The sequence below is a fragment of the Leptolyngbya sp. AN02str genome, from assembly GCF_050565595.1.
Lineage (GTDB): Bacteria > Cyanobacteriota > Cyanobacteriia > Elainellales > Elainellaceae > Kaiparowitsia.
Genome location: NZ_JBNXVR010000044.1, coordinates 24,381 through 42,560 on the forward strand (window position 1 = coordinate 24,381; position 18,180 = coordinate 42,560).

Genomic DNA, 18,180 nt, shown 5'->3' on the forward strand with positions numbered 1-18,180 from the left:
TAACCAAAACTGAGGTTAACTAGGAGAAGAGCTTTGCTGAGTCCAGCAAGGCTCTTCTTGCGTTGTGGGCTTTATTTTGGGCTTAAGGTTAGGTGCCAGATCTATCGGTCTGGTGGGTGCTCTCAGCGTCGGGTTGGCAAGGCGGGTTTTCCAGCTTGACTGATTGGGGATCAACTGGCCGCGATCGCCTGTGGAGACCATCTTTGATTATGTGATAGAGATCACCTTATCGGTCTGAAAAAATCACGCGAACACATCCTATAGAATCACCTACTTGCCTTGCCAAAAGCCCGATATTAAAGACATCGAGTTCCTGAATTGTCCCCATGGTTGTCCACGCTTCACTTATCCCCGGTGCGATCGCTGAGCTATTTGCTCAAGTCAGCCATGCCAAAGTTATTACTCAAGCCGATCGCTACGGCTTAATGACTGCCCTCTTACACAACACGCTGACCGACGAAGAGCGGCTCTCAGTTGATCGGCTGTTGAGAGCCGTTGGCCGAGGTTCGTTCACATTGGTTGATGATATTTCCCTCATGACATCCCCTTGTTGAGGAACCTACCATGACGACGACCCGCAGCGAAAAGCTCGTCACTGCTGTTTTAATGCTGATTGCCATTGGCTTGGTGGCGACGGTTTCAGGCCAGCTTAGCCCTTCCTATCTCCAGTTTTCGGACCAAGCCCCCACTTTTTGGTTTAAAAAATAGCTCGTGTTGCTCCAGAAGTTCTCCAAAAGTTTTCTAGAAGGTTTCTAGAAGTTCTCCAGAAGGTTTTCAAAGGCTCTCCAGAAGTTTCTGTCCTGCCCTATTGCTGGGCTGGCTGCTCAGCCGATGCGATCGCCCTTAACCCATCAACCCCGAAGGCGATCGCGACTGCAAGATGTAAACATCGCCTGACATTTTCAAACGCTCGCTTGCCGCTAGGGTAGGCTATTCTAAGCTATACGGTGTTTGAGGCTGCCGTGGAATGCACGACAGGCAAAGCCTTGGCGAGAATGACCAATTCCTCAAACCCGTAGCGTTTAAACATTGTTTTGGAAGCGGTTGGGGTAACCATGAAATTGGCAGCGCGAGTTGAGCAAGTGTCTCCGTCGATGACTTTGGCGATTGATGCCAAAGCCAAAGCTATGAAAGCGGATGGCATTGATGTCTGTAGCTTTAGCGCGGGCGAGCCCGATTTTGACACTCCAAAACATATTGTTGAAGCCGCAAAAACAGCGCTAGATCAGGGAAAAACCCGCTATGGCCCTGCCGCTGGAGAGCTGAAATTGCGCGAGGCGATCGCCCAAAAACTTCAGCGCGATAACAGCCTATGCTACGGCCCCGAAAATATTCTCGTGACCAACGGGGGCAAGCAGTCGCTGTTTAACCTGATGCTGGCAACGATTGAGCCTGGTGATGAGGTGATCATTCCCGCGCCCTACTGGGTGAGCTATCCCGAAATGGTGAAGCTGGCAGAAGGAACCCCAATTATTGTGCCGACGACGCTAGAAAGTGGCTTCAAAATCTCGCCTGATCAGCTCCAACAAGCCATCACCCCCAAAACAAAACTCTTTGTATTCAACTCACCTTCGAACCCAACTGGGATGGTGTATACGCCAGATGAAGTGCGGGCGATCGCCAAAGTTGTTGAGGAGACTGGCATTTGGGTTGTCGCCGATGAAATTTATGAAAAAATTCTCTACGACGGAGCCGAGCACCTGAGCATGGGTGCTGTGAGCCCCGAAGCCTACGAGCGCACGATTGTGAGCAGTGGTTTTGCCAAAACCTACGCCATGACAGGTTGGCGGGTTGGTTTTTTGGCGGGGCCAGTGCCCATCATTAAGGCCGCAACCAAAATTCAGGGACACAGTACCTCCAATGTGTGCACGTTTTCACAATATGGAGCGATCGCAGCCTACAGCCACCCGCAAGACTGTGTGCAAGAAATGGTAGAAGCCTTTGCAGAGCGTCGAGCGTTCATCTTGAACTGCTTTGATGCAATGCCGGGAATTACGTGTCCCAAGCCCAATGGAGCGTTTTACATGTTCCCCAGCATTGGGGCAACTGGTCTAACCTCGTTGGAGTTTTGCGATCGCCTGTTAGACGAGCAGCAGGTTGCCGCCGTACCGGGCATTGCCTTTGGTGCAGATGACTGTATTCGCATGTCCTATGCCACCGATATGGACACCATTCAGAGAGGAATGGAGCGCCTCTCGAATTTTTTGCATGCGATCGCCTCCTAACCCCATCAGTGAGCTGGCATCGATCCAGATATAGGATGGTCATGGGAAATAATCGGCCCTCATAAAACAAATTAGCTCCTCTAGTTTTTAGAGGAGCTAATTATTTCAATTCATCTTCAACCCACCCACCTTGAATATTCAAGGAATGTTCAAGCGCCCAACTTGGGCTGGCATCGATGAACCGTTCAGTATCCGTATTGCTTGCTTTGCGATCACGCGCTTTGCAATGAAACGCTGAGACGTAGCGTGCTTAGTCGATATAACCCATTAACAAATCCGCATCGTCGGTGTCGTTATCGGCAATGGGGCGACCACCGGGCAACAGAGGAGCATCCATGAGCTGATGACTGCTAGCAAAGATGGGGCGGCCACCGGGTAGCGTCAACTCTTCTCGCACGGCAATATTGCTGACAAACACGGGACGATTACCAGGAATTGTCGTGGTATCCAAAACTCGAATGTCGCTTGCCATGATGGGGCGACCATTCAGGATCGTTCCGTACACATCGAGGTGGCTGGCCGCAATGGGTCGCAAACCAGCAGAGGTAAAGCTTTCGGCAACTTCAATTGCGCCCGGAGCAACGGGACGGTCTGCTCCACCAGTAATTTGTAATCCAGACTCTTGCGCTTGCTTAACGGTCAGTGCTGTCACTTCAGATTTTCCTTCGCTTTTGGATGCAGTTTCGGTTTTGGCTTGTTCTGCGGTTGAGTCTTTTGTCTCGGTCACCTTTGCCTCCTTGGCTGTACTTCGGGTTCTTCGCCCACTCCTAGTGGTCGTTTCACTGCGTTCCATGAGCAATACCTCACGAGTGGATAGCGGATCTTCCCCACAGCAGCGAGGGTAGGCAAGTGTGACAGCCATCTGACAAATGCCCGATCGCTAGCTCAATAAAGCCGAACGCTGAAACTGAGGAATACTGGATCAATTTGAAATCATTATACGGGTATCCGGTCTAGCTGCGATTCGTGAGATCGCTGGGGAATGATAGGGATTATTTAATAATCTGTTCAATTTTCTAAAACCAAACCTATTCCTTCTCTGCGTATGTAAATGCGTTGCTTAAGCCGCTTAATATCTCTTTAGTTTTTGTTAGAAATAAACACAATAAAATCATGGTTTTTTGTGAGTTTTTTAGGCTAAGCAAATCAGGTTCAATCAAAACTAGGGTAGAGTCCGCTTTAGGCTCATAAGGTCAGTGCGGAGTGCCTGCTCACTCGTTGAAGGGAGTGGGAAGTCAACCCAGGCTGACATGATGTTTGACCTCATAAGGTCAGTGCGGAGTGCCTGCTCACTCGTTGTTGGGGCATGAGCAAGCCTGTTGTTGTGGCGGCGGATATCCGAACCTGATTGCGGTAGCTCTTACTCTGCATTTCTTGAACAATAGAAAAAGCCCATAAGATTCCCCATAATTAAGATGCAAGCGTTTGCTGTTGAGCCGATGCCCAACCTCGATCCGCCATCCTACAGCCAAGAAGATGTGCACGAAATTTTGAAGCTGGCGATCGCTCGTCAAGCCGAGAATGGCACATTAGAGCTGTCGCGATCGCAGCTGTTGGAGATTGCCGATGAGATGGGAATTTCCCATCATGAAATTGCGCTGGCCGAGCAAGAGTGGTCGGTGCAGCAGCGCGATATGTCAAACCGTATGTTGTTTGAGCAACATCGCAAGCAACGGTTTACCAATCGGTTGAGCCGTTATTTGATTGTCAATTTCTTTTTGCTGGTGTTTAGTTTGCTCACCAGCGGCGGTATCGTTCCTGCTGTAACGTTTCTGGCGGTGGGTTGGGGCTTGTTTGTTGCGCTGGATGGTTGGAATACCTTTTTGGTGAAGGGCGATCGCTACGAGCGTGCGTTTGTGAAGTGGCAGCGCCGGCGAATGTTGCAACGCTCGGTAAATCACTTTTTTAATTCCTTTCAGCGATGGATTCGGTAGCACTACTCACTCCCTAAAGCCCATCGTTGGCTAGGATAAGGCTATAGAACCCCGTTTTATGGGCGAGCGAGCTGTGGCTTCCGATTCATCGTCTTATCCGACCGTTAAGCGACGCTGTGTTTCCGTGTGTCAAAACCGTTCGTGTTTGCGCAGTGGCTCAGAAGATGTACTAGCATCGCTGCAACAGCAAGCACCCGACGGAGTATTTGTTCAGGCAAGTTCGTGCTTGGGGCAATGTGGTTCTGGGCCAATGGTGCAGGTGAACCCCGACAACGTGTGGTACTGCCGGGTGCGTGTCAAGGATGTTCCAAAACTGGTCGAGGAACATTTGATAGGCGATCGCCCAGTTCGCAACTTGCTGCATCCCCGCTTTCATCCCCCCAGTCCTGCCTACTACGACCCAACGGCATAAGCCTTGAGCGAGATCGCGGCGGATCAAGGTTTTTGGTTGCTCCATTCGCTGAAAATGAACTGTGTAGAGCTTTCGTTCTCTGCATCAAGTTTTCAAGTTTTGGGTTATTGATCGCAGGGATTGCCCACAATCAATAACCTAACTGCACCAGCCCCACCGTTATTGGCGCGCAGAGCGCACCATGGCGATCAGCGTTTGGTGGGCGTCTTCCGAATCTTGCAAGGTGTGATCAAACGGGATGCGAACGGTCTGGGGCGTGTCGGTTTGCACTTGCAAATCCATGCCTTCGGGGTCAATTTTGAGCATGTGAGCAGCGGTTGCGCTGGCAACATTGCCATACACTTTGGCGTACATGAGTACGGCATCTGCATGGTCTTCGTTCATATGTTTGCAGATGCGATCGCTCACTTCGGGAGTTAGGGTATCAGCCATAATGTTGAATCAACAATGGAATGAATTGAGACTAGCTTAAATCACAGCATAGGATTGCAAAAAGTACACGGTTAAGCGAATGACACTCGCCGCAATAAATGCAATCAACACAAACATGATTACGACATTAATAATATCTTTTAGAGTTTGCATAACTGCCTCTTGAGTAAACAATGAATGAATCGTGGAACATCAAACCGTGGTGCCTGGATAGATGCGATTGCAGTCTCGCGATCGCGTAGAGATTGGGCGATCGCTCAGCAGGAGACTTCCAGCCCGCTTAGACACGTGCCTATGGTCGCTGCAATGGATTGAGCAAGTGCCTCATAGTCATAGCCTCCTTCTAACCCAAACACAATTCGGCGAGTGAGGCGCAGGCAGTACTCGGTGAACACGCCATAGTCCGATGGTTGCAGAGAAATATTGGCGAGTGGATCAGCCCGATTGGCATCGTATCCTGCACTCACCAACAGCAGGTCGGGCTGAAAGGCTTGAAAGAAGGGAATAATTCTATCTCGAAAAATGGGTTCGTAGTCTGCTAGGGTGCTACCTGCTGGCATGGGGAAATTGAGTACGGTGTTGTGCTGACCCTGATCTTGCGCGGCTCCGGTGCCTGGGTACTGGGGCCATTCGTGCAATGAACAAAAGGCAATGTTGGGATTGGTTTCGACAATGGCCTGGGTACCATTGCCATGGTGAACGTCCCAATCCAGAATGGCAACCCGCTGAACTCCCGGTTGTTGCAGCGCATAGTGGGCGGCGATCGCTGCATTCGAGAAAATGCAAAACCCCATTCCCTGCGACGGCAAGGCATGGTGTCCCGGTGGCCGCGCTAATACAAAAGCCGGATTGCCCGAAGCTAAGACCTGGTTCACACCATCCAGCCACGCACTCACCGCCAGCAAGGCTGCATCATACGAACGGGGCGACACCACGGTATCGGGGTCGATGTGGCCGCCGCCGTGGTTGGCCAGCGTGGCGACCGCTTGCACATAGTTTTTGGGATGGATGGCATAAAGCGCGTCGGTGAGCCGGGTTCCTTGCGATGCGATGGGGGTCGGCGATCGCCACTCGATTTGATTGGCCCAGGCGGCTTGCTTGAGGGTGGTGGTGACTGCCGCTAACCGTCCGGCATTTTCGGGATGGAAACGGCCAGTATCGTGCTCAAGGAAGGTATCGGAATAGTAAACCGGAAACATGGGAGATCGGTAGGGCAGAAGGGGCGGATGGTGTGGGGATGGCTTTATCTTATCGCTGTGGAGCGGGGCTTGGTTTCTGGTAGAGGAAATGGGTCTTGTGGCTTATTCTTCTGCGGCAATACCAAGGGCAAGTTGATACAAGTGGCGACGAGGCAGTGAGGTTTGGTGGGCGAGTTGGCGACTGGCCTGCGATCGCGACATGCCGTTTTTGATCAAATGCTCTAGCTCGGCAATCAGAGCCGATTCGGAAAGGGTAGGTGCGGCGATCGCGGCTCCGGCCAGCACCAGGGTAAATTCGCCTTGGGGTTCTCGTTGGGTGTGGTGGGCGATCGCGTCGTTCACCGTGCCGCGCCAAAATTCTTCGTGCAGTTTGGTGAGTTCTCGCGCTAAAACGATCGCGCGATCGCCCCCAACGGTTTCCTGCAAATCGGCCAAGGTTTGCCGCACTCGATGGGGGGCTTCGTACATCACAACCGTGCGGGATTCTTGGGCAATAGCCTCCAGGCGATCGCGCCGTTCTTGTCCCTTGGTGGGCAAAAAGCCTTCAAACACAAAGCGATCGGTAGGAAGCCCCGAAGCACTCAGCGCGGTAATGACAGCGCTGGCCCCCGGAATGGGAATTACCTCAATGCCCACTTCGGCACAGGCACACACCAACTCATAGCCTGGGTCGGAAATCCCCGGCATGCCAGCATCGCTCACCAGCGCAACGGATTTGCCTTGTTCGAGCAAGGTTAACAGTTCAGGCAGGCGGCTGGTGCGATTGTGGTCGTGGTAGCTAATTTGCGGAGTGGAAATTTGAAAATGATGCAGCAGTTTGCCGGTATGGCGGGTATCTTCGGCAGCGATCGCATCGGCTTCTTGCAAAATGCGAATGGCTCGAAACGTCATATCTTCGAGATTACCGATGGGCGTGGCAACAATATACAGCGGCATAACAGCAAACGTTAGACGGCACCAGTAGAAAACAAACGTTTTGAGCAAAAGCGCGAGATAACACCAGCCAACCCAAGTTTTAGCTAAGGCAGTTTTGGTTTAGTCGGTGTAAGCGAGGCGCAGGCTCCAGTAAAGCAACAGAGCAGAAGCGATCGCCATAAATCCACCCCAAAACCAGTAGGGCAACAGCAAATTTTGGGCAATTTGCCCCGAGTCCGAAACCACGAGCTGCCCCCCAATAAAGGCCTGCCCCATGAACAGGTAGTCCAATTGATGATAGGTGCTGATGCACGCTTGCAAGCCCAAAAACTGGATGCCGAAACATTGCAGCCAACGCGAAGCCGAAGTGCCTATCCACAAAATGGCCACGCCCAAGGCCGGAATTGCCACAAACCCAAACAGCGATCGCACCCAAATCAGAGTGGAGATCAACAAAAACAGCCCCAAAAAGATGAGGCTCCACCGAGCCGAACGCCGATGCCGCGACGCCAAAATAAACGCAGCGCCCGCCATGGGCGGTCCCATGGGGCCACCCATGGCTACTAACGCCCGACCAATAGGGCCTAGAAACCGCACACCGCTATGGGTGGCAAATCCTGACCCGTTGGGGAAAATTTGCAGCTGATGGAAATTTCCACCTAACACGAGCGCGGTGATGCCATGGCCCATTTCGTGAAACCAGGTGGCCAAAATGCTAAATGGGTAGAGAATGTAGTCGCCTAGCGGAATTTGCCACAGCAAAATTGTGGCGATCGCAGCAGCCACCAGCCACCTCAACCCAATCTGTTCGGCATCGTTGGGTGGTAATCCCAAGTCATTGTCATCCCACAGTTTGCTCATGAATAGTTCACGCAGTAACGGTTCAAGCAATCACGGTCTACACGATCCAGCTTTACCAACTCTAGCGTCTGCACCCATCCGTTGGCAGGATGTCAAAGGTCATGGCCTATAGGATGAGGTTCGTCATCATCATCGTTATCAACAGATTGCCGGAAGCTTCAGCGGTTTTGCGCTGGAAGAGGAGATGGCTTCTAGACCACGCTGAATTGATGTAAAGCCGTCATGACCTCTTGAGCCGATTGGTAGCGTGCTGCGGGGTGTGGGTCGGTCAAGGTTTCTAGAATGGCTACTAGCTGGGGAGGCAGCCCAAACACACTAGTGGCGCGAAATCGTCGCTGGCCCAACTCTTCGGCATAAAAATAGACAGGGTTTTGCCCCGTCAACAGGTACGTAAGAATTGGTGCGATCGCATATAAATCGGCAGCAGGAGTTGCATCCAAGCTCAAACGTTCAGGTGCTTCATAGCCTGTGAGGGTAGTGGGTGCAGCCCGCTCTAAAATAACGGACTTGACCGCACCAAAATCCACCAAACTAAACGATGCCCCCGGAGGAGCATCAGGTTGATAGATCAGGTTTTTGGGCTGCACATCGCGATGCAAAATCGGTGGTGTAAAGCTATGAATAAACCCCAACAATTGGCAGATTTCGCAGGCCCATGCGATCGCCCGATCTAGCGTGATGGTGCCCAAAGCACGAATATAGCTGGCCAAATCTTGCCCACGGGCTAGCTCCATTACCAAATAGGGCTGACCATTGGCGAAAAAAAAATCTAACAGCTTAGGAATTTGGGGATGGTTGAGCTGGCGTAGTGTTTCGGCCTCGCACTCCAATGCAGCGTGCGCCTCAGAGACCTTAGCCCATGCGGCATTCAGCGTTTTTACAGCAACGGTTTCGCCAGCGCGCCATGCATGGTAAGTCACCCCAATTTCCCCCTCGCCCAAGCACCGCAGCAGTTGATACTCTCCCACCACTTCCAGCGGGTTGAGCGGTTGTCCGCAGTCCACACAAAACAGATCGCCACCTCGGGGATGCTGACAGCGATCGCCCCGTTGACCTCCACTCCCATGTGATGGCACATCCTGCGAGGTCTCGCCAAACAAGACTCGCTCAGCGCTATCTAGCTCATCCAGTGCTGCAATGCGAAGGTGCGGTGGAACCGGAATGATGCCTTTTGCTTGAGGTGAAGCGTTGGCTTCTCCGGCAAAGATTCCCGATATGGCAGGTGTGCCAATACTTTTTTCGTTGATTTCAGTGGAATAGTTGGATGGATCGACTCGTTGCGCAGCAGGGCGATCGCCCGTTGCAGCATCAGCCAAGTCGATCGGCGGCTCTGCCCCAAGTCGAATTTTGATATTTGGCCCGGAACGAGCGAGGCGAATAACAGCCCCATCGGCAAGTGCAACCTGCGTGATTCGTTTGCCATCCAGGTACGTACCATTTGTGCCCAAGTTCACGATTTCCCAATCAGAACCAACACGCCGCAATTCGACATGATGTCGAGAAACCACCGCGCTATACAGAATGACGTGGTTATCGGTTGAACGCCCAATGCGGATCACCGACTCATTCTGAAAGGTCCAGACTTGAACTGGACTCTGTTTAATCGGATGCAGAAGCGATAGGGTAATCACACTGAAGAGTGAAAATTGAATAGTAGAAATGAGACAAAATGCGATCGCATAACGATAAGGCTTTTCCTAATCCTAGGCTGCTTCGCCCAAAACGTAACCACAACTTTCGTCAGGCTATTCGTTTGTTAGGAGAAACAACTTGCAAGGGGAAACAACAGTCTTGAGTCGAGCAACGGTTTTCTGAACTATGCAGTATAGGCTGTGGCAGACCCTTCACGATAGTTGAAACAAAAACGTTACCTTATCGCCTTTGCCCAACGCGATGCGATCGCCCGTTCGAAGGCGATGGCGATTGCCCTTTGGCAGCGGCATATTGTTGATGTAGGTTCCGTTCGAGCTACCCACATCCTCAATATAGAATGCATCGCTTTCCACCCGAATATCAGCATGCACTCGCGACACAATTTCGGAGCTGGGAAAGCCGGACACATCTACATCGGGGGGAATGCGATCGTTGGGCTTGCCAATATGAATTACCGACAGTTGCTGGGGTAACTCAATCAACGAATTGGTCTGCACATGCAAAAGCTTGGCCGATTGGGTTTGCAGTTGAGTCGAGCTAGGAGCTGTTGGCGGCACTTGAGGCCCTGGCAGAGTCACGGCTGGCGGCACAACATTAGGGGCAGCCGTCTGAGGGGCGATCGCTGGGGTTGGCACGCCGCTACTAGCCGTGGGGATCTCTGGCACATCGCTGGTGCTAAAGCCGGGGCCTGGTTCTATCCCAGAAGCCTGAGCCTCAACCACCAGCGGCTCGGGCGCAATCAGCGGCTCGGGCAAGGGCAAATCGGGAATGGCAAATTCGGGAGCACTGGTAGGAGTTGCGGCGGCAGGCTCAGGCACCGGAGAGGCTCCAGCCCGCAAATTGGTGCCACACTGCCCACAAAAACTCGCATCGGATTGAACTTTTGCACCACAGTTTGGGCATGCCATCATGCTTGGTAATGGGGTATAGCATGCTTCGCACTGAACCGCTCCATCGGGGTTTTGGTGGTTGCAATTCGGGCAAACAATCATTGAAAAGTCCTTGACCTACAGTAACTCTACCAACGCCATCGTACGAGAGGAGCTATTGTAAGTGTCTAAATTTAACGTGCTGTCATAATTCTTTCAGCCTTGTACGGTCGGCAGAACGAGAAATGCTGAAGCACCGTTATTTGGGCTCTTTATATCCTAGGCGATGCTTCAGCGAATGTCGGCAGAGGGTTATACCCCTTGTTTCACTCCTGCGGCCTCATCGAGCAGCCACCACAGCTCTCCCTGAGGACGAATCATACGGGCAGGATAGTCCTCATCATTGGCGGTTTCGGAAAAAACATGGGCCAGGGCCGTTTGCTTATTTGCTCCCGCCACTAAGAAGAAGACGCTGCGGGCGTGGTTAATGAAGGGTGCCGTAAAGGTAAGGCGCGGTTGACCATCTTTGTTGCCCACGGTGATGAGGCGATCGCGCACTGCCAGCGCATCGGTATGGGGAAACAAAGATGCCGTGTGGCCATCGTCGCCCATGCCCAACAGCACCACATCCAATGCAGGAAACTCTCCCGGTTGCACCTGAAAGACATCTCGAAGTTCTTGATCATACTGCTGAGCGGCGATCGCCGGATCGGCAGCCTGGGTTGGCATCGGGTGAATGTTCGTCGCAGGCATGGGCACATGGTCAAGCCAGGCGCGGCGGGCCATGCCCTCGTTGCTGTCGGAATGGGTAGGGGGAACGTAGCGTTCATCTCCCCAAAACACATGCACCTGCTCCCAGGGCAATGGCTGCTGAGCGATCGCCTCATACAAGGGCTTGGGGGTGCTGCCACCCGCCAGGGCAATGGTGAATTGACCTCGCTCTGCAATAGCCTGATGAGCCCGCTCTAAAATGAGCGCCAGCGATCGCGCCACAATCGCATTTACATCTGCCAATACTTCTACTTGTCGATTCATTGCACCTTTGCCTTGCTAGCTTGCACATCACATCTGCTCCCTTGCACTTTAGAGGCCAGCTATGGGGCGATCGCCAGAATCTAATCATTTTCTAAGGAACCGTTTGCGCGGGAACCACGACAAGAATGCTGTGACCACGACAAACATCCAGAGCCGTGCAGAGCATCGCCAAGTTCCGGCCAAAGATTCTGGGCAGAACTCCCACCTTAGTGTTTAATTGAGCATTGGGCTGTCAGTGCTAAACCTGAGCGCTAAGTTCCGCTGTTCAGTTTTTACCATTCTCAGCTTAGATACTTCACGACGTGACCCCCCCTATGATTTCCTCAAAACCCACCAGCAACCCAACGGCAGCGTTTCTTGCATCCCGCGTGATGATGGTCGCTGGCATCATCATCTTTTTGGCGGCGTTGCTTGACATGATCATTCTGCCGATTCCGTACCAGTGGGGAGAGCGGGCTTGGCAATTGGCCTTTACCACCCAAATTGTGGATCGGGGATTGGTGCCTTTGGTGGGACTGGGGCTACTGTTTGCTGGATATTGGGTCGAAACCTTTTTGGAGCCTACGCGCAACGAGCGTCCGCGCTACGCCACGATACGGTTTTGGGCGGCAGTGATTGCCAGCATTTTGGGGTTAACGTATCTGTTGTTGTTTCCCTTTCATTTGAATAATGTGCGCGCCAGCAACCAGGCCGTGCAAGAGCGGGTAACCCAAGAGGCCGAGCAAGCCCAAACCCAGCTCGATCAACAGCTCAACGCTGAGGTGGAACGCCAACGGGCTCAAATTGAACAGTTGATTGCTGCACCGGATGATCAGCTCGATGAAGCGATCGCCGCCAATCTCATCACCCAAGAGCAGGCCAATCTAGTCCGCGATTTTCGTGAAAATCCCGATTCTCTAGAGCCGTTTTTGCAGGAGCGGGCTCAGCAAAGCCGTGCTCAAGCCGAAACCCAAATCCAAACTCGACAAGAACAAGCCCGCGAAGAAGCGGCAACCGAATCGTTGAAATCGGGACTGCGAATTGGGTTGACGAGTTTGCTACTGGCAATCGGGTACATCATCATCGGTTGGACGGCCCTGCGCTTGGTTGGCCAGCCCTAGGGGCTGTCACACAGGATTTGCTCAATCAGGGTTTGATCGAATTGAAATCGATCGAACCCTGATAAGTCAAGTCTTTTCAAGGCTTTGCGGCTTCCCAAATCTACTGAGTTAGATTACTCGTTTCGCGAACTCGTTTTGCTAACCAGTTTGATCGAGATGTGAGCCATCAATGTGGGTTCATGCTGCTGCTGAAACGCTGAATTGGCAGAAATGACCCATTCCTGTAGAAGCGCGATGGGTCATCAAGCGCTTTGGAACAACGGTTTAGAACAACAGCTGGTTTAGAACAACAGCTTGGGATGAAGCTTGGCGGGAATGATGGGTGGCGATCGCCCCTTGCCCTTGGCATAGTTTTAGTCTGGGTGCTCGCAGGTTGAAACGTTTCCGCAGCAGGGATGTTGCCACACAACCATGGAACGTGCCAGGTTCAGCTGGCCAGAGTTGCGCCAAGCGCGGAGATCAGGGCAAAATGTTGTCTACGATACGAGTAAGACTGGCTTTTAGGGTGCGGTATTTGTTTGAGCATAAAAAATGCGATCGCAAACGCTATAATTGAAACATTTCTTAACGGTATCGCGGGTCCGCAGTTGGCCGTGCTAAGCGCCAAAAGCAGGTTGATGAATGATCCCGATTCCCGTAAAAGGGAAAAGCAAACTGGTAGATTGGAGATTCAAGCATCCATGTGTTTGGGATTGACCAGCACGGCCTGAAATGTTTTCCAACCTCGTCAAATGGATGAGTCGGTAGCATCGAACCCAATAAAACGGGTGGTTAGGTTTATGAAAAGAGGGTGGTTAGGTTGTCTCTAATTCAACGGCTGAAGCATGACCTGAAAAATGACCTGATTGCAGGTCTATTGGTGGTCATTCCCCTAGCTACTACAATCTGGCTCACATTTACGCTGGCAACGTGGGTTGTCAACTTTTTGACCCGCATTCCCAAGCAAATCAATCCTTTTAACGACCTCAACCCTTTGTTGGGAGATTTGCTCAACCTGCTGATTGGGTTGGCTGTTCCGCTCACGCTCATTTTGATCATGGGCCTGATGGCTCGCAACATTGCCGGACAGTGGTTGCTCAATCTGGGTGAGCGGCTGTTGCAAGCGATTCCCCTGGCGGGTTCGGTATACAAAACTCTAAAGCAACTGCTGGAAACCTTGCTGCGAGATACAAGCGGCAAGTTTCGCCGGGTTGTGCTGGTTGAATATCCTCGCAAGGGCATATGGGCAGTTGCCTTTGTAACAGGCACCTTTGCCGCCGATGCAACGGCTCAGCTTTCGGGCCAGATGTTGAATTTGTTCATTCCAACTACGCCAAACCCAACCACGGGTTGGTATGCGATCGCCCCCGAAAGCGAGGTGATTGCCCTTTCGATGTCGGTTGAAGAGGCGTTTAAGGTGGTGATTTCGGGCGGGATCGTTGGCCCTAGCATTAGCAGCGCTCTTCCTTCAGTCAAGTACGAGGGATTGCTACTAGATTCGTCGTTGGAGCAGCCGCCAGTTGTGGATATTAAGCGGCAAGCCTATTCGCTCATGCAGGAAGAAGACGCCTAAGTTTTGCACAGAGGCTGGCCTGTTGCGGAGAAACCGCGATCGCCGTGTTGAGTGCGATCGCCTTCATCTCGCAGAACCACGGCCAGAACAGACGGACATGTGCTTATCCTAAAGCCCTATCTACACTAAAATAAGGTTTGCTCTATTGCAGGTTACATCGCTATGCAAGCTCGACGAATTGCCCGCGAACTCGCGCTCTTGAGCCTGAGCCAAATTAAAACTGGCTCGGAACGAGTTGATATTCAACAGCTACAGGAAATTTTGCTGGCGGCAATTCGCACGCTAACCACCGAAGCGCAAGATACGCTAGAAACGGCAGCGGCAGAGCTTGACCGGGGGAGCGATCGCCTGCTTAAAAGTGAAACCAACGCCCCCGATTTGCAAAGCGCCAAAACCATGGTGCAAGATGCCATCAACCTGACCCAAGCGGCCATTAACCGCTTGGGCAACGCTCTGGAAATGCCAGAGTTTATTCACCTCGCCAACCAAAAAGAGGTGCGCGAATACGCGATGGGCTTGCTGCAAACGGCGCTTACCCATTACCAATATGTTGATGATTTGCTCTCGCAGCATATGGTTGACTGGCAGTTGCATCGGTTGGCCCGCATCGATCAAGATATTTTGCGAATTGCTCTGACGGAAATCATTTTTGTCAACATTCCCGACAAAGTGGCCATCAATGAAGCCGTAGAACTTGCGAAAAAGTACAGCGGCGAAGACGGGCACCGTTTCATTAACGGAGTGCTGCGTCGAGTGAATGATGCGCGCAATCAGGCTGAAACTCCAGCCCTGTAGGTTCCACGCCTCAAAATTTTTGTACCTTTGAAATAGCCCTTCTACGCAAGCGCGATGTCATTTAACTGGTTTAATCGCTCCCAGGCTGAGCCCACTCGCCAAGATGCAAGCACTCAATCTGCTGCGGATGCGGCTGCCGATGCGAAAGCCGCCGAAGAGGCTCCTGCCTCGGCAGAAGACTACTTGAGCTGGGCCAAAGCAGCCTACCAAAATATTCAAAAGCAGAAGGCGGCTACCCAAACAGAGGAACCCGCCGCTGAGTCAGCCGCTGAGTCAACGGCTGAAACTCCTGCATCGGACGCAGCCGCAGTTGCCGAACCAGCTGAGATTGAGGCGATCGCCCCAGTGGTAGAACCTGCGCCAGTAGAACCTGCGCCAGAGAATCCTGCAGCTGAGCCTTCTGAGCCTGAAGTCGTGCCAGAGGTCACTGCGGCAGAGGAGCCGACTGCTGAGAGTGCGCCCATAGAAGAGGTTGAGCCCGTAGCGGTTGAGCCTGTCGGCGCAACGGCTGAGGAGTCAGCAGTTGAGGATTTGGCAGTTGAAACCGCGACAGAGTCCGTGGCGGAGGCTCCGGCTGTGGAAAGCGATCGCACTGAGGTAGTGCCAGAGCAAGAGATTGTGTCGCCAGAACCGTCGGTTGCGGCAGTTGCCCCTGAGGTAGCTGAGCCCGATCCCACAGAACCAACGGTAGCCCCAGAACCAGCCGCCGAAGTAGAGGCCGCGCCCGAGGCCGCGCCCGCCTTGCCCCTGTGGGCACGAGCCGAAGCCGAACGGCAAGAGCGACTGGATAGACTCAAAGCCGAAGCCGTAGAGGAGCCAGAACCGATCGCAGCCCAGACCACGAATGTCGTGGCCGACGAAGACTTGGATGAGAGTTTTCTCTGGTCAGCGCGAGTGCTGGCAGCACAGGGCCGACGAGCCGATCAGGTTGACCTGGAAGAAATTACCTGGCTGAAGCGTCTCCGGCAGGGCCTCGACAAGACCCGCCGTAATCTGATTAACCAACTGCGGGCGATCGTGGGGCAAGGGCCGCTGAACCAAGAAGCGGTGATGGAGATTGAGTCTCTACTCTTGCAGGCAGATGTGGGAGTAGAAGCGACCGATTTCATCATTGAGTCGCTGCAAGAAAAACTGCGTCAGGAAGCGCTGCCACCCGAAGAGGCGATTGCCTATCTGAAGCAAATTTTGCGCAACATGCTGGATAACCCCGGAGGCAAACCCCATGATCCCACCTTTGCTCCCGAAAAAGATACCCTCAACATTTGGCTCATGACGGGAGTGAATGGCGCGGGCAAAACCACAACCATTGGTAAAATCGCTCATATTGCGACAAAGTCGGGTTATCGCACTTTGATTGGCGCGGCGGATACATTTCGGGCGGCAGCGGTGCAGCAGGTCAAGGTGTGGGGTGAGCGCAGCAGCGTCGAAGTCATTGCTAACCCTGGCAAAAATACTGATCCCGCTGCGGTGGTGTTTGATGCAATTACAGCAGCCCAAGCTCGCAATACCGAACTGTTGCTGATCGACACTGCTGGCCGTTTGCAAAACAAGAAAAACCTGATGGACGAGCTGGCCAAGGTTCGTCGCATTATTGATAAAAAAGCCCCTGGCGCAAAGGTGGAGTCGCTGCTGGTGCTGGATGCCACGTTGGGGCAAAACGGCCTGCGGCAAGCCGAGGTGTTTTCTGAAGCGGCCCAGTTAAGCGGGGTGGTGTTAACCAAACTGGACGGTACCGCCAAGGGAGGAATTGCGCTGGCTGTGGTGCAGCAGCTTGGTTTGCCCATTCGCTTTATTGGCGCGGGAGAAGGGATTGAAGACTTGCGGCCATTCTCTAGCTATGAGTTTATCGAAGCGCTGCTGAGTGGTTAACGATTGAGGGGTCGGCTGAGCCGATGGGAGACGGTGGTGGACTATAAGCACTTGCAACGCGTTGCGATCGCTCCCCATCAGCTAGAGCCGCCCTTGGTGCACCTAACGGCGGCACAGCAACGCTACCTGTTGCGGGTGCTGCGGCTAGGAGTTGGCGATGGCTTTATTGTGATGGATGGCTACCAGTGGTGGCTATCGGAACTGGTGACTGCAACGAGCGCTCGTTTGCTAGAGGTAATCCCAGCGCAAACGGAATTGCCCGTTGAGTTGGTGATGCTGGTGTCCATGCCCAAGGGAAACGGCATGGACGATATTGTGCGCCAATGTACCGAGCTGGGAGTCGCGGCAATTGTTCCTGTAGTGAGCGATCGCACCTTGCTTCAGCCCAGCCCCAAAAAAGTAGAACGATGGCAGCGTATCGCCCAAGAAGCGGCAGAGCAGAGCGAACGACTGATGATCCCCACCATGCATGAGCCGATGGCGTGGAAAGCCGGGTTGGAGCATTGGTCGGTGCCTTCGGTAGCGGGATACATGTGTGTGGCGCGGGGCGATGTGCCCCACCTGCTCACCTGCTTGAACCCCACCTTTTTGAACCAGCAGCAACAAAAAACCCCCTTGCAGACGGTGGCGATCGCCACTGGGCCAGAAGGGGGATGGACTGATTATGAAATTCAAGCTGCCCACAGCACTGGATATCGGTCGGTTTCCCTAGGCCGCCGCATTTTGCGAGCTGTCACAGCTCCCATGGTGGCGGCAGCGCTGGTGGCGGCTTCTTACGAAGCCATCGCAACAGATGCCAATCGGATTGCTCCTTCGGCTTCAGCAGACTAGCCCTGGGGCTTCATTTGCTTTGCCATATCCAAGAACGGATTGAGGCTGGGGCCGGGACGACGACGGCTAGAGCGCGTGTTGCTCGAAATCAAAAACTCAGGAGCAAATGTTTTGACCCCATCTTCAACCGAAGCTTTGACTGTTGGCACCTTGGAAGGCGCAACAACAGGCTTGTCAGCCGCTGCCGCATTGAGTGTGGCATCTTTTTTGCCATTGCTGTCATTTTGCAGATCAACTTTGAGATCGGCAGCAACCGCCTGCACCAACGCCTCTTGAGTCCGCGCTGGAGCATCCACCTTGCTAGCGGCGTTGACAGTCACGCCTGCAGGCTTAGCATCTGCCGACTTGGCAGCCGACGCAGGTGCGGGCTCTGCTTCTAGAAAATATTCTGATTTTTTGCCCAGGCCAGCAACTTTGGCCAGGCCACCAAACAATCCGCCCACGAAGGCGAACAGTCCACCAAGTAACTTTTTGATTAAACCCATTATTGCGATCGCT

At 53.0% G+C, this 18,180-nt stretch carries 19 protein-coding genes; 10 read left to right on the forward strand and 9 right to left on the reverse strand.

All coding sequences use genetic code 11. The features are described from left to right. The first annotated feature begins 326 nt into the window (after nucleotides 1-326). The 3 genes from ACQ4M4_RS23725 to ACQ4M4_RS23735 all read left to right on the forward strand — a co-directional run bounded on the left by ACQ4M4_RS23725 (nucleotide 327) and on the right by ACQ4M4_RS23735 (nucleotide 2,225). Nucleotides 327-554 (forward strand): hypothetical protein, encoded by a 228-nt coding sequence (locus ACQ4M4_RS23725; RefSeq protein ID WP_430686951.1) that lies wholly within the window; start codon nucleotides 327-329, stop codon nucleotides 552-554. 10 nt (nucleotides 555-564) lie between these two features. Then, nucleotides 565-708, forward strand: coding sequence for a hypothetical protein (locus ACQ4M4_RS23730; protein ID WP_430686952.1), 144 nt, complete (start codon nucleotides 565-567; stop codon nucleotides 706-708). A 347-nt stretch (nucleotides 709-1,055) separates the two neighbouring features. Next, a complete protein-coding gene (locus ACQ4M4_RS23735; RefSeq protein ID WP_430686953.1) occupies nucleotides 1,056-2,225 on the forward strand; it encodes a pyridoxal phosphate-dependent aminotransferase in 1,170 nt (389 codons plus the stop codon). Between the two features lie 250 nt (nucleotides 2,226-2,475). Here the strand turns inward: ACQ4M4_RS23735 and ACQ4M4_RS23740 are convergent, their stop codons facing one another. After that, nucleotides 2,476-2,952 (reverse strand): hypothetical protein, encoded by a 477-nt coding sequence (locus tag ACQ4M4_RS23740; protein WP_430686954.1) that lies wholly within the window; start codon nucleotides 2,950-2,952, stop codon nucleotides 2,476-2,478. A gap of 688 nt (nucleotides 2,953-3,640) precedes the next feature. On the opposite strand from ACQ4M4_RS23740, the gene ACQ4M4_RS23745 reads away from it, so the two are divergent. Together ACQ4M4_RS23745 and ACQ4M4_RS23750 are read left to right on the forward strand one after the other, a co-directional pair. Continuing rightward, nucleotides 3,641-4,159 (forward strand): 2TM domain-containing protein, encoded by a 519-nt coding sequence (locus ACQ4M4_RS23745; RefSeq protein WP_430686955.1) that lies wholly within the window; start codon nucleotides 3,641-3,643, stop codon nucleotides 4,157-4,159. A 58-nt stretch (nucleotides 4,160-4,217) separates the two neighbouring features. After that, nucleotides 4,218-4,571 carry a (2Fe-2S) ferredoxin domain-containing protein gene (locus ACQ4M4_RS23750; RefSeq protein ID WP_430686956.1) on the forward strand — a complete coding sequence of 118 codons (354 nt, stop codon included), beginning with the start codon at nucleotides 4,218-4,220 and terminating at the stop codon, nucleotides 4,569-4,571. 159 nt (nucleotides 4,572-4,730) lie between these two features. Here the strand turns inward: ACQ4M4_RS23750 and ACQ4M4_RS23755 are convergent, their stop codons facing one another. From ACQ4M4_RS23755 to pgl, 7 genes are all read right to left on the reverse strand, one after another. Further along, nucleotides 4,731-5,003 carry a DUF2470 domain-containing protein gene (locus ACQ4M4_RS23755; protein ID WP_430686957.1) on the reverse strand — a complete coding sequence of 91 codons (273 nt, stop codon included), beginning with the start codon at nucleotides 5,001-5,003 and terminating at the stop codon, nucleotides 4,731-4,733. A gap of 257 nt (nucleotides 5,004-5,260) precedes the next feature. Continuing rightward, nucleotides 5,261-6,202 carry a histone deacetylase family protein gene (locus tag ACQ4M4_RS23760; protein ID WP_430686958.1) on the reverse strand — a complete coding sequence of 314 codons (942 nt, stop codon included), beginning with the start codon at nucleotides 6,200-6,202 and terminating at the stop codon, nucleotides 5,261-5,263. Nucleotides 6,203-6,304: 102 nt separating this feature from the next. Beyond that, a complete protein-coding gene (gene rsmI, locus ACQ4M4_RS23765) occupies nucleotides 6,305-7,138 on the reverse strand; it encodes a 16S rRNA (cytidine(1402)-2'-O)-methyltransferase (protein WP_430686959.1) in 834 nt (277 codons plus the stop codon). A gap of 99 nt (nucleotides 7,139-7,237) precedes the next feature. Continuing rightward, on the reverse strand, nucleotides 7,238-7,978 hold the full coding sequence (locus tag ACQ4M4_RS23770) for a M50 family metallopeptidase (RefSeq protein ID WP_430686960.1): 741 nt from the start codon (nucleotides 7,976-7,978) through the stop codon (nucleotides 7,238-7,240). 191 nt (nucleotides 7,979-8,169) lie between these two features. Then, nucleotides 8,170-9,609, reverse strand: a complete 1,440-nt coding sequence (locus ACQ4M4_RS23775; RefSeq protein WP_430686961.1) for a protein kinase domain-containing protein — start codon at nucleotides 9,607-9,609, stop codon at nucleotides 8,170-8,172. Nucleotides 9,610-9,822: 213 nt separating this feature from the next. Then, on the reverse strand, nucleotides 9,823-10,623 hold the full coding sequence (locus ACQ4M4_RS23780; protein ID WP_430686962.1) for an FHA domain-containing protein: 801 nt from the start codon (nucleotides 10,621-10,623) through the stop codon (nucleotides 9,823-9,825). A gap of 189 nt (nucleotides 10,624-10,812) precedes the next feature. Then, nucleotides 10,813-11,535 (reverse strand): 6-phosphogluconolactonase, encoded by a 723-nt coding sequence (gene pgl, locus ACQ4M4_RS23785; protein ID WP_430686963.1) that lies wholly within the window; start codon nucleotides 11,533-11,535, stop codon nucleotides 10,813-10,815. A gap of 314 nt (nucleotides 11,536-11,849) precedes the next feature. Here pgl and hpsJ-B point away from each other — a divergent pair, with 314 nt between their 5' ends. The 5 genes from hpsJ-B to ACQ4M4_RS23810 all read left to right on the forward strand — a co-directional run bounded on the left by hpsJ-B (nucleotide 11,850) and on the right by ACQ4M4_RS23810 (nucleotide 17,682). Beyond that, nucleotides 11,850-12,635: a hormogonium polysaccharide biosynthesis protein HpsJ gene (gene hpsJ-B / locus ACQ4M4_RS23790; RefSeq protein ID WP_430686964.1), complete on the forward strand. Its 786-nt coding sequence runs from the start codon at nucleotides 11,850-11,852 to the stop codon at nucleotides 12,633-12,635. Between the two features lie 790 nt (nucleotides 12,636-13,425). Next, nucleotides 13,426-14,187 (forward strand): DUF502 domain-containing protein, encoded by a 762-nt coding sequence (locus tag ACQ4M4_RS23795; protein WP_430686965.1) that lies wholly within the window; start codon nucleotides 13,426-13,428, stop codon nucleotides 14,185-14,187. Nucleotides 14,188-14,349: 162 nt separating this feature from the next. Then, nucleotides 14,350-14,982 (forward strand): transcription antitermination factor NusB, encoded by a 633-nt coding sequence (gene nusB / locus ACQ4M4_RS23800; RefSeq protein ID WP_430686966.1) that lies wholly within the window; start codon nucleotides 14,350-14,352, stop codon nucleotides 14,980-14,982. A gap of 54 nt (nucleotides 14,983-15,036) precedes the next feature. Continuing rightward, nucleotides 15,037-16,851 (forward strand): signal recognition particle-docking protein FtsY, encoded by a 1,815-nt coding sequence (gene ftsY, locus ACQ4M4_RS23805; protein ID WP_430686967.1) that lies wholly within the window; start codon nucleotides 15,037-15,039, stop codon nucleotides 16,849-16,851. A gap of 36 nt (nucleotides 16,852-16,887) precedes the next feature. Continuing rightward, a complete protein-coding gene (locus tag ACQ4M4_RS23810) occupies nucleotides 16,888-17,682 on the forward strand; it encodes a 16S rRNA (uracil(1498)-N(3))-methyltransferase (RefSeq protein WP_430686968.1) in 795 nt (264 codons plus the stop codon). On the opposite strand, the gene ACQ4M4_RS23815 is transcribed toward ACQ4M4_RS23810, so the two are convergent. Next, nucleotides 17,679-18,167: a hypothetical protein gene (locus tag ACQ4M4_RS23815; protein WP_430686969.1), complete on the reverse strand. Its 489-nt coding sequence runs from the start codon at nucleotides 18,165-18,167 to the stop codon at nucleotides 17,679-17,681. The two genes, ACQ4M4_RS23810 and ACQ4M4_RS23815, sit on opposite strands and share 4 nt — an antisense overlap. Nucleotides 18,168-18,180 lie beyond the last annotated feature (13 nt).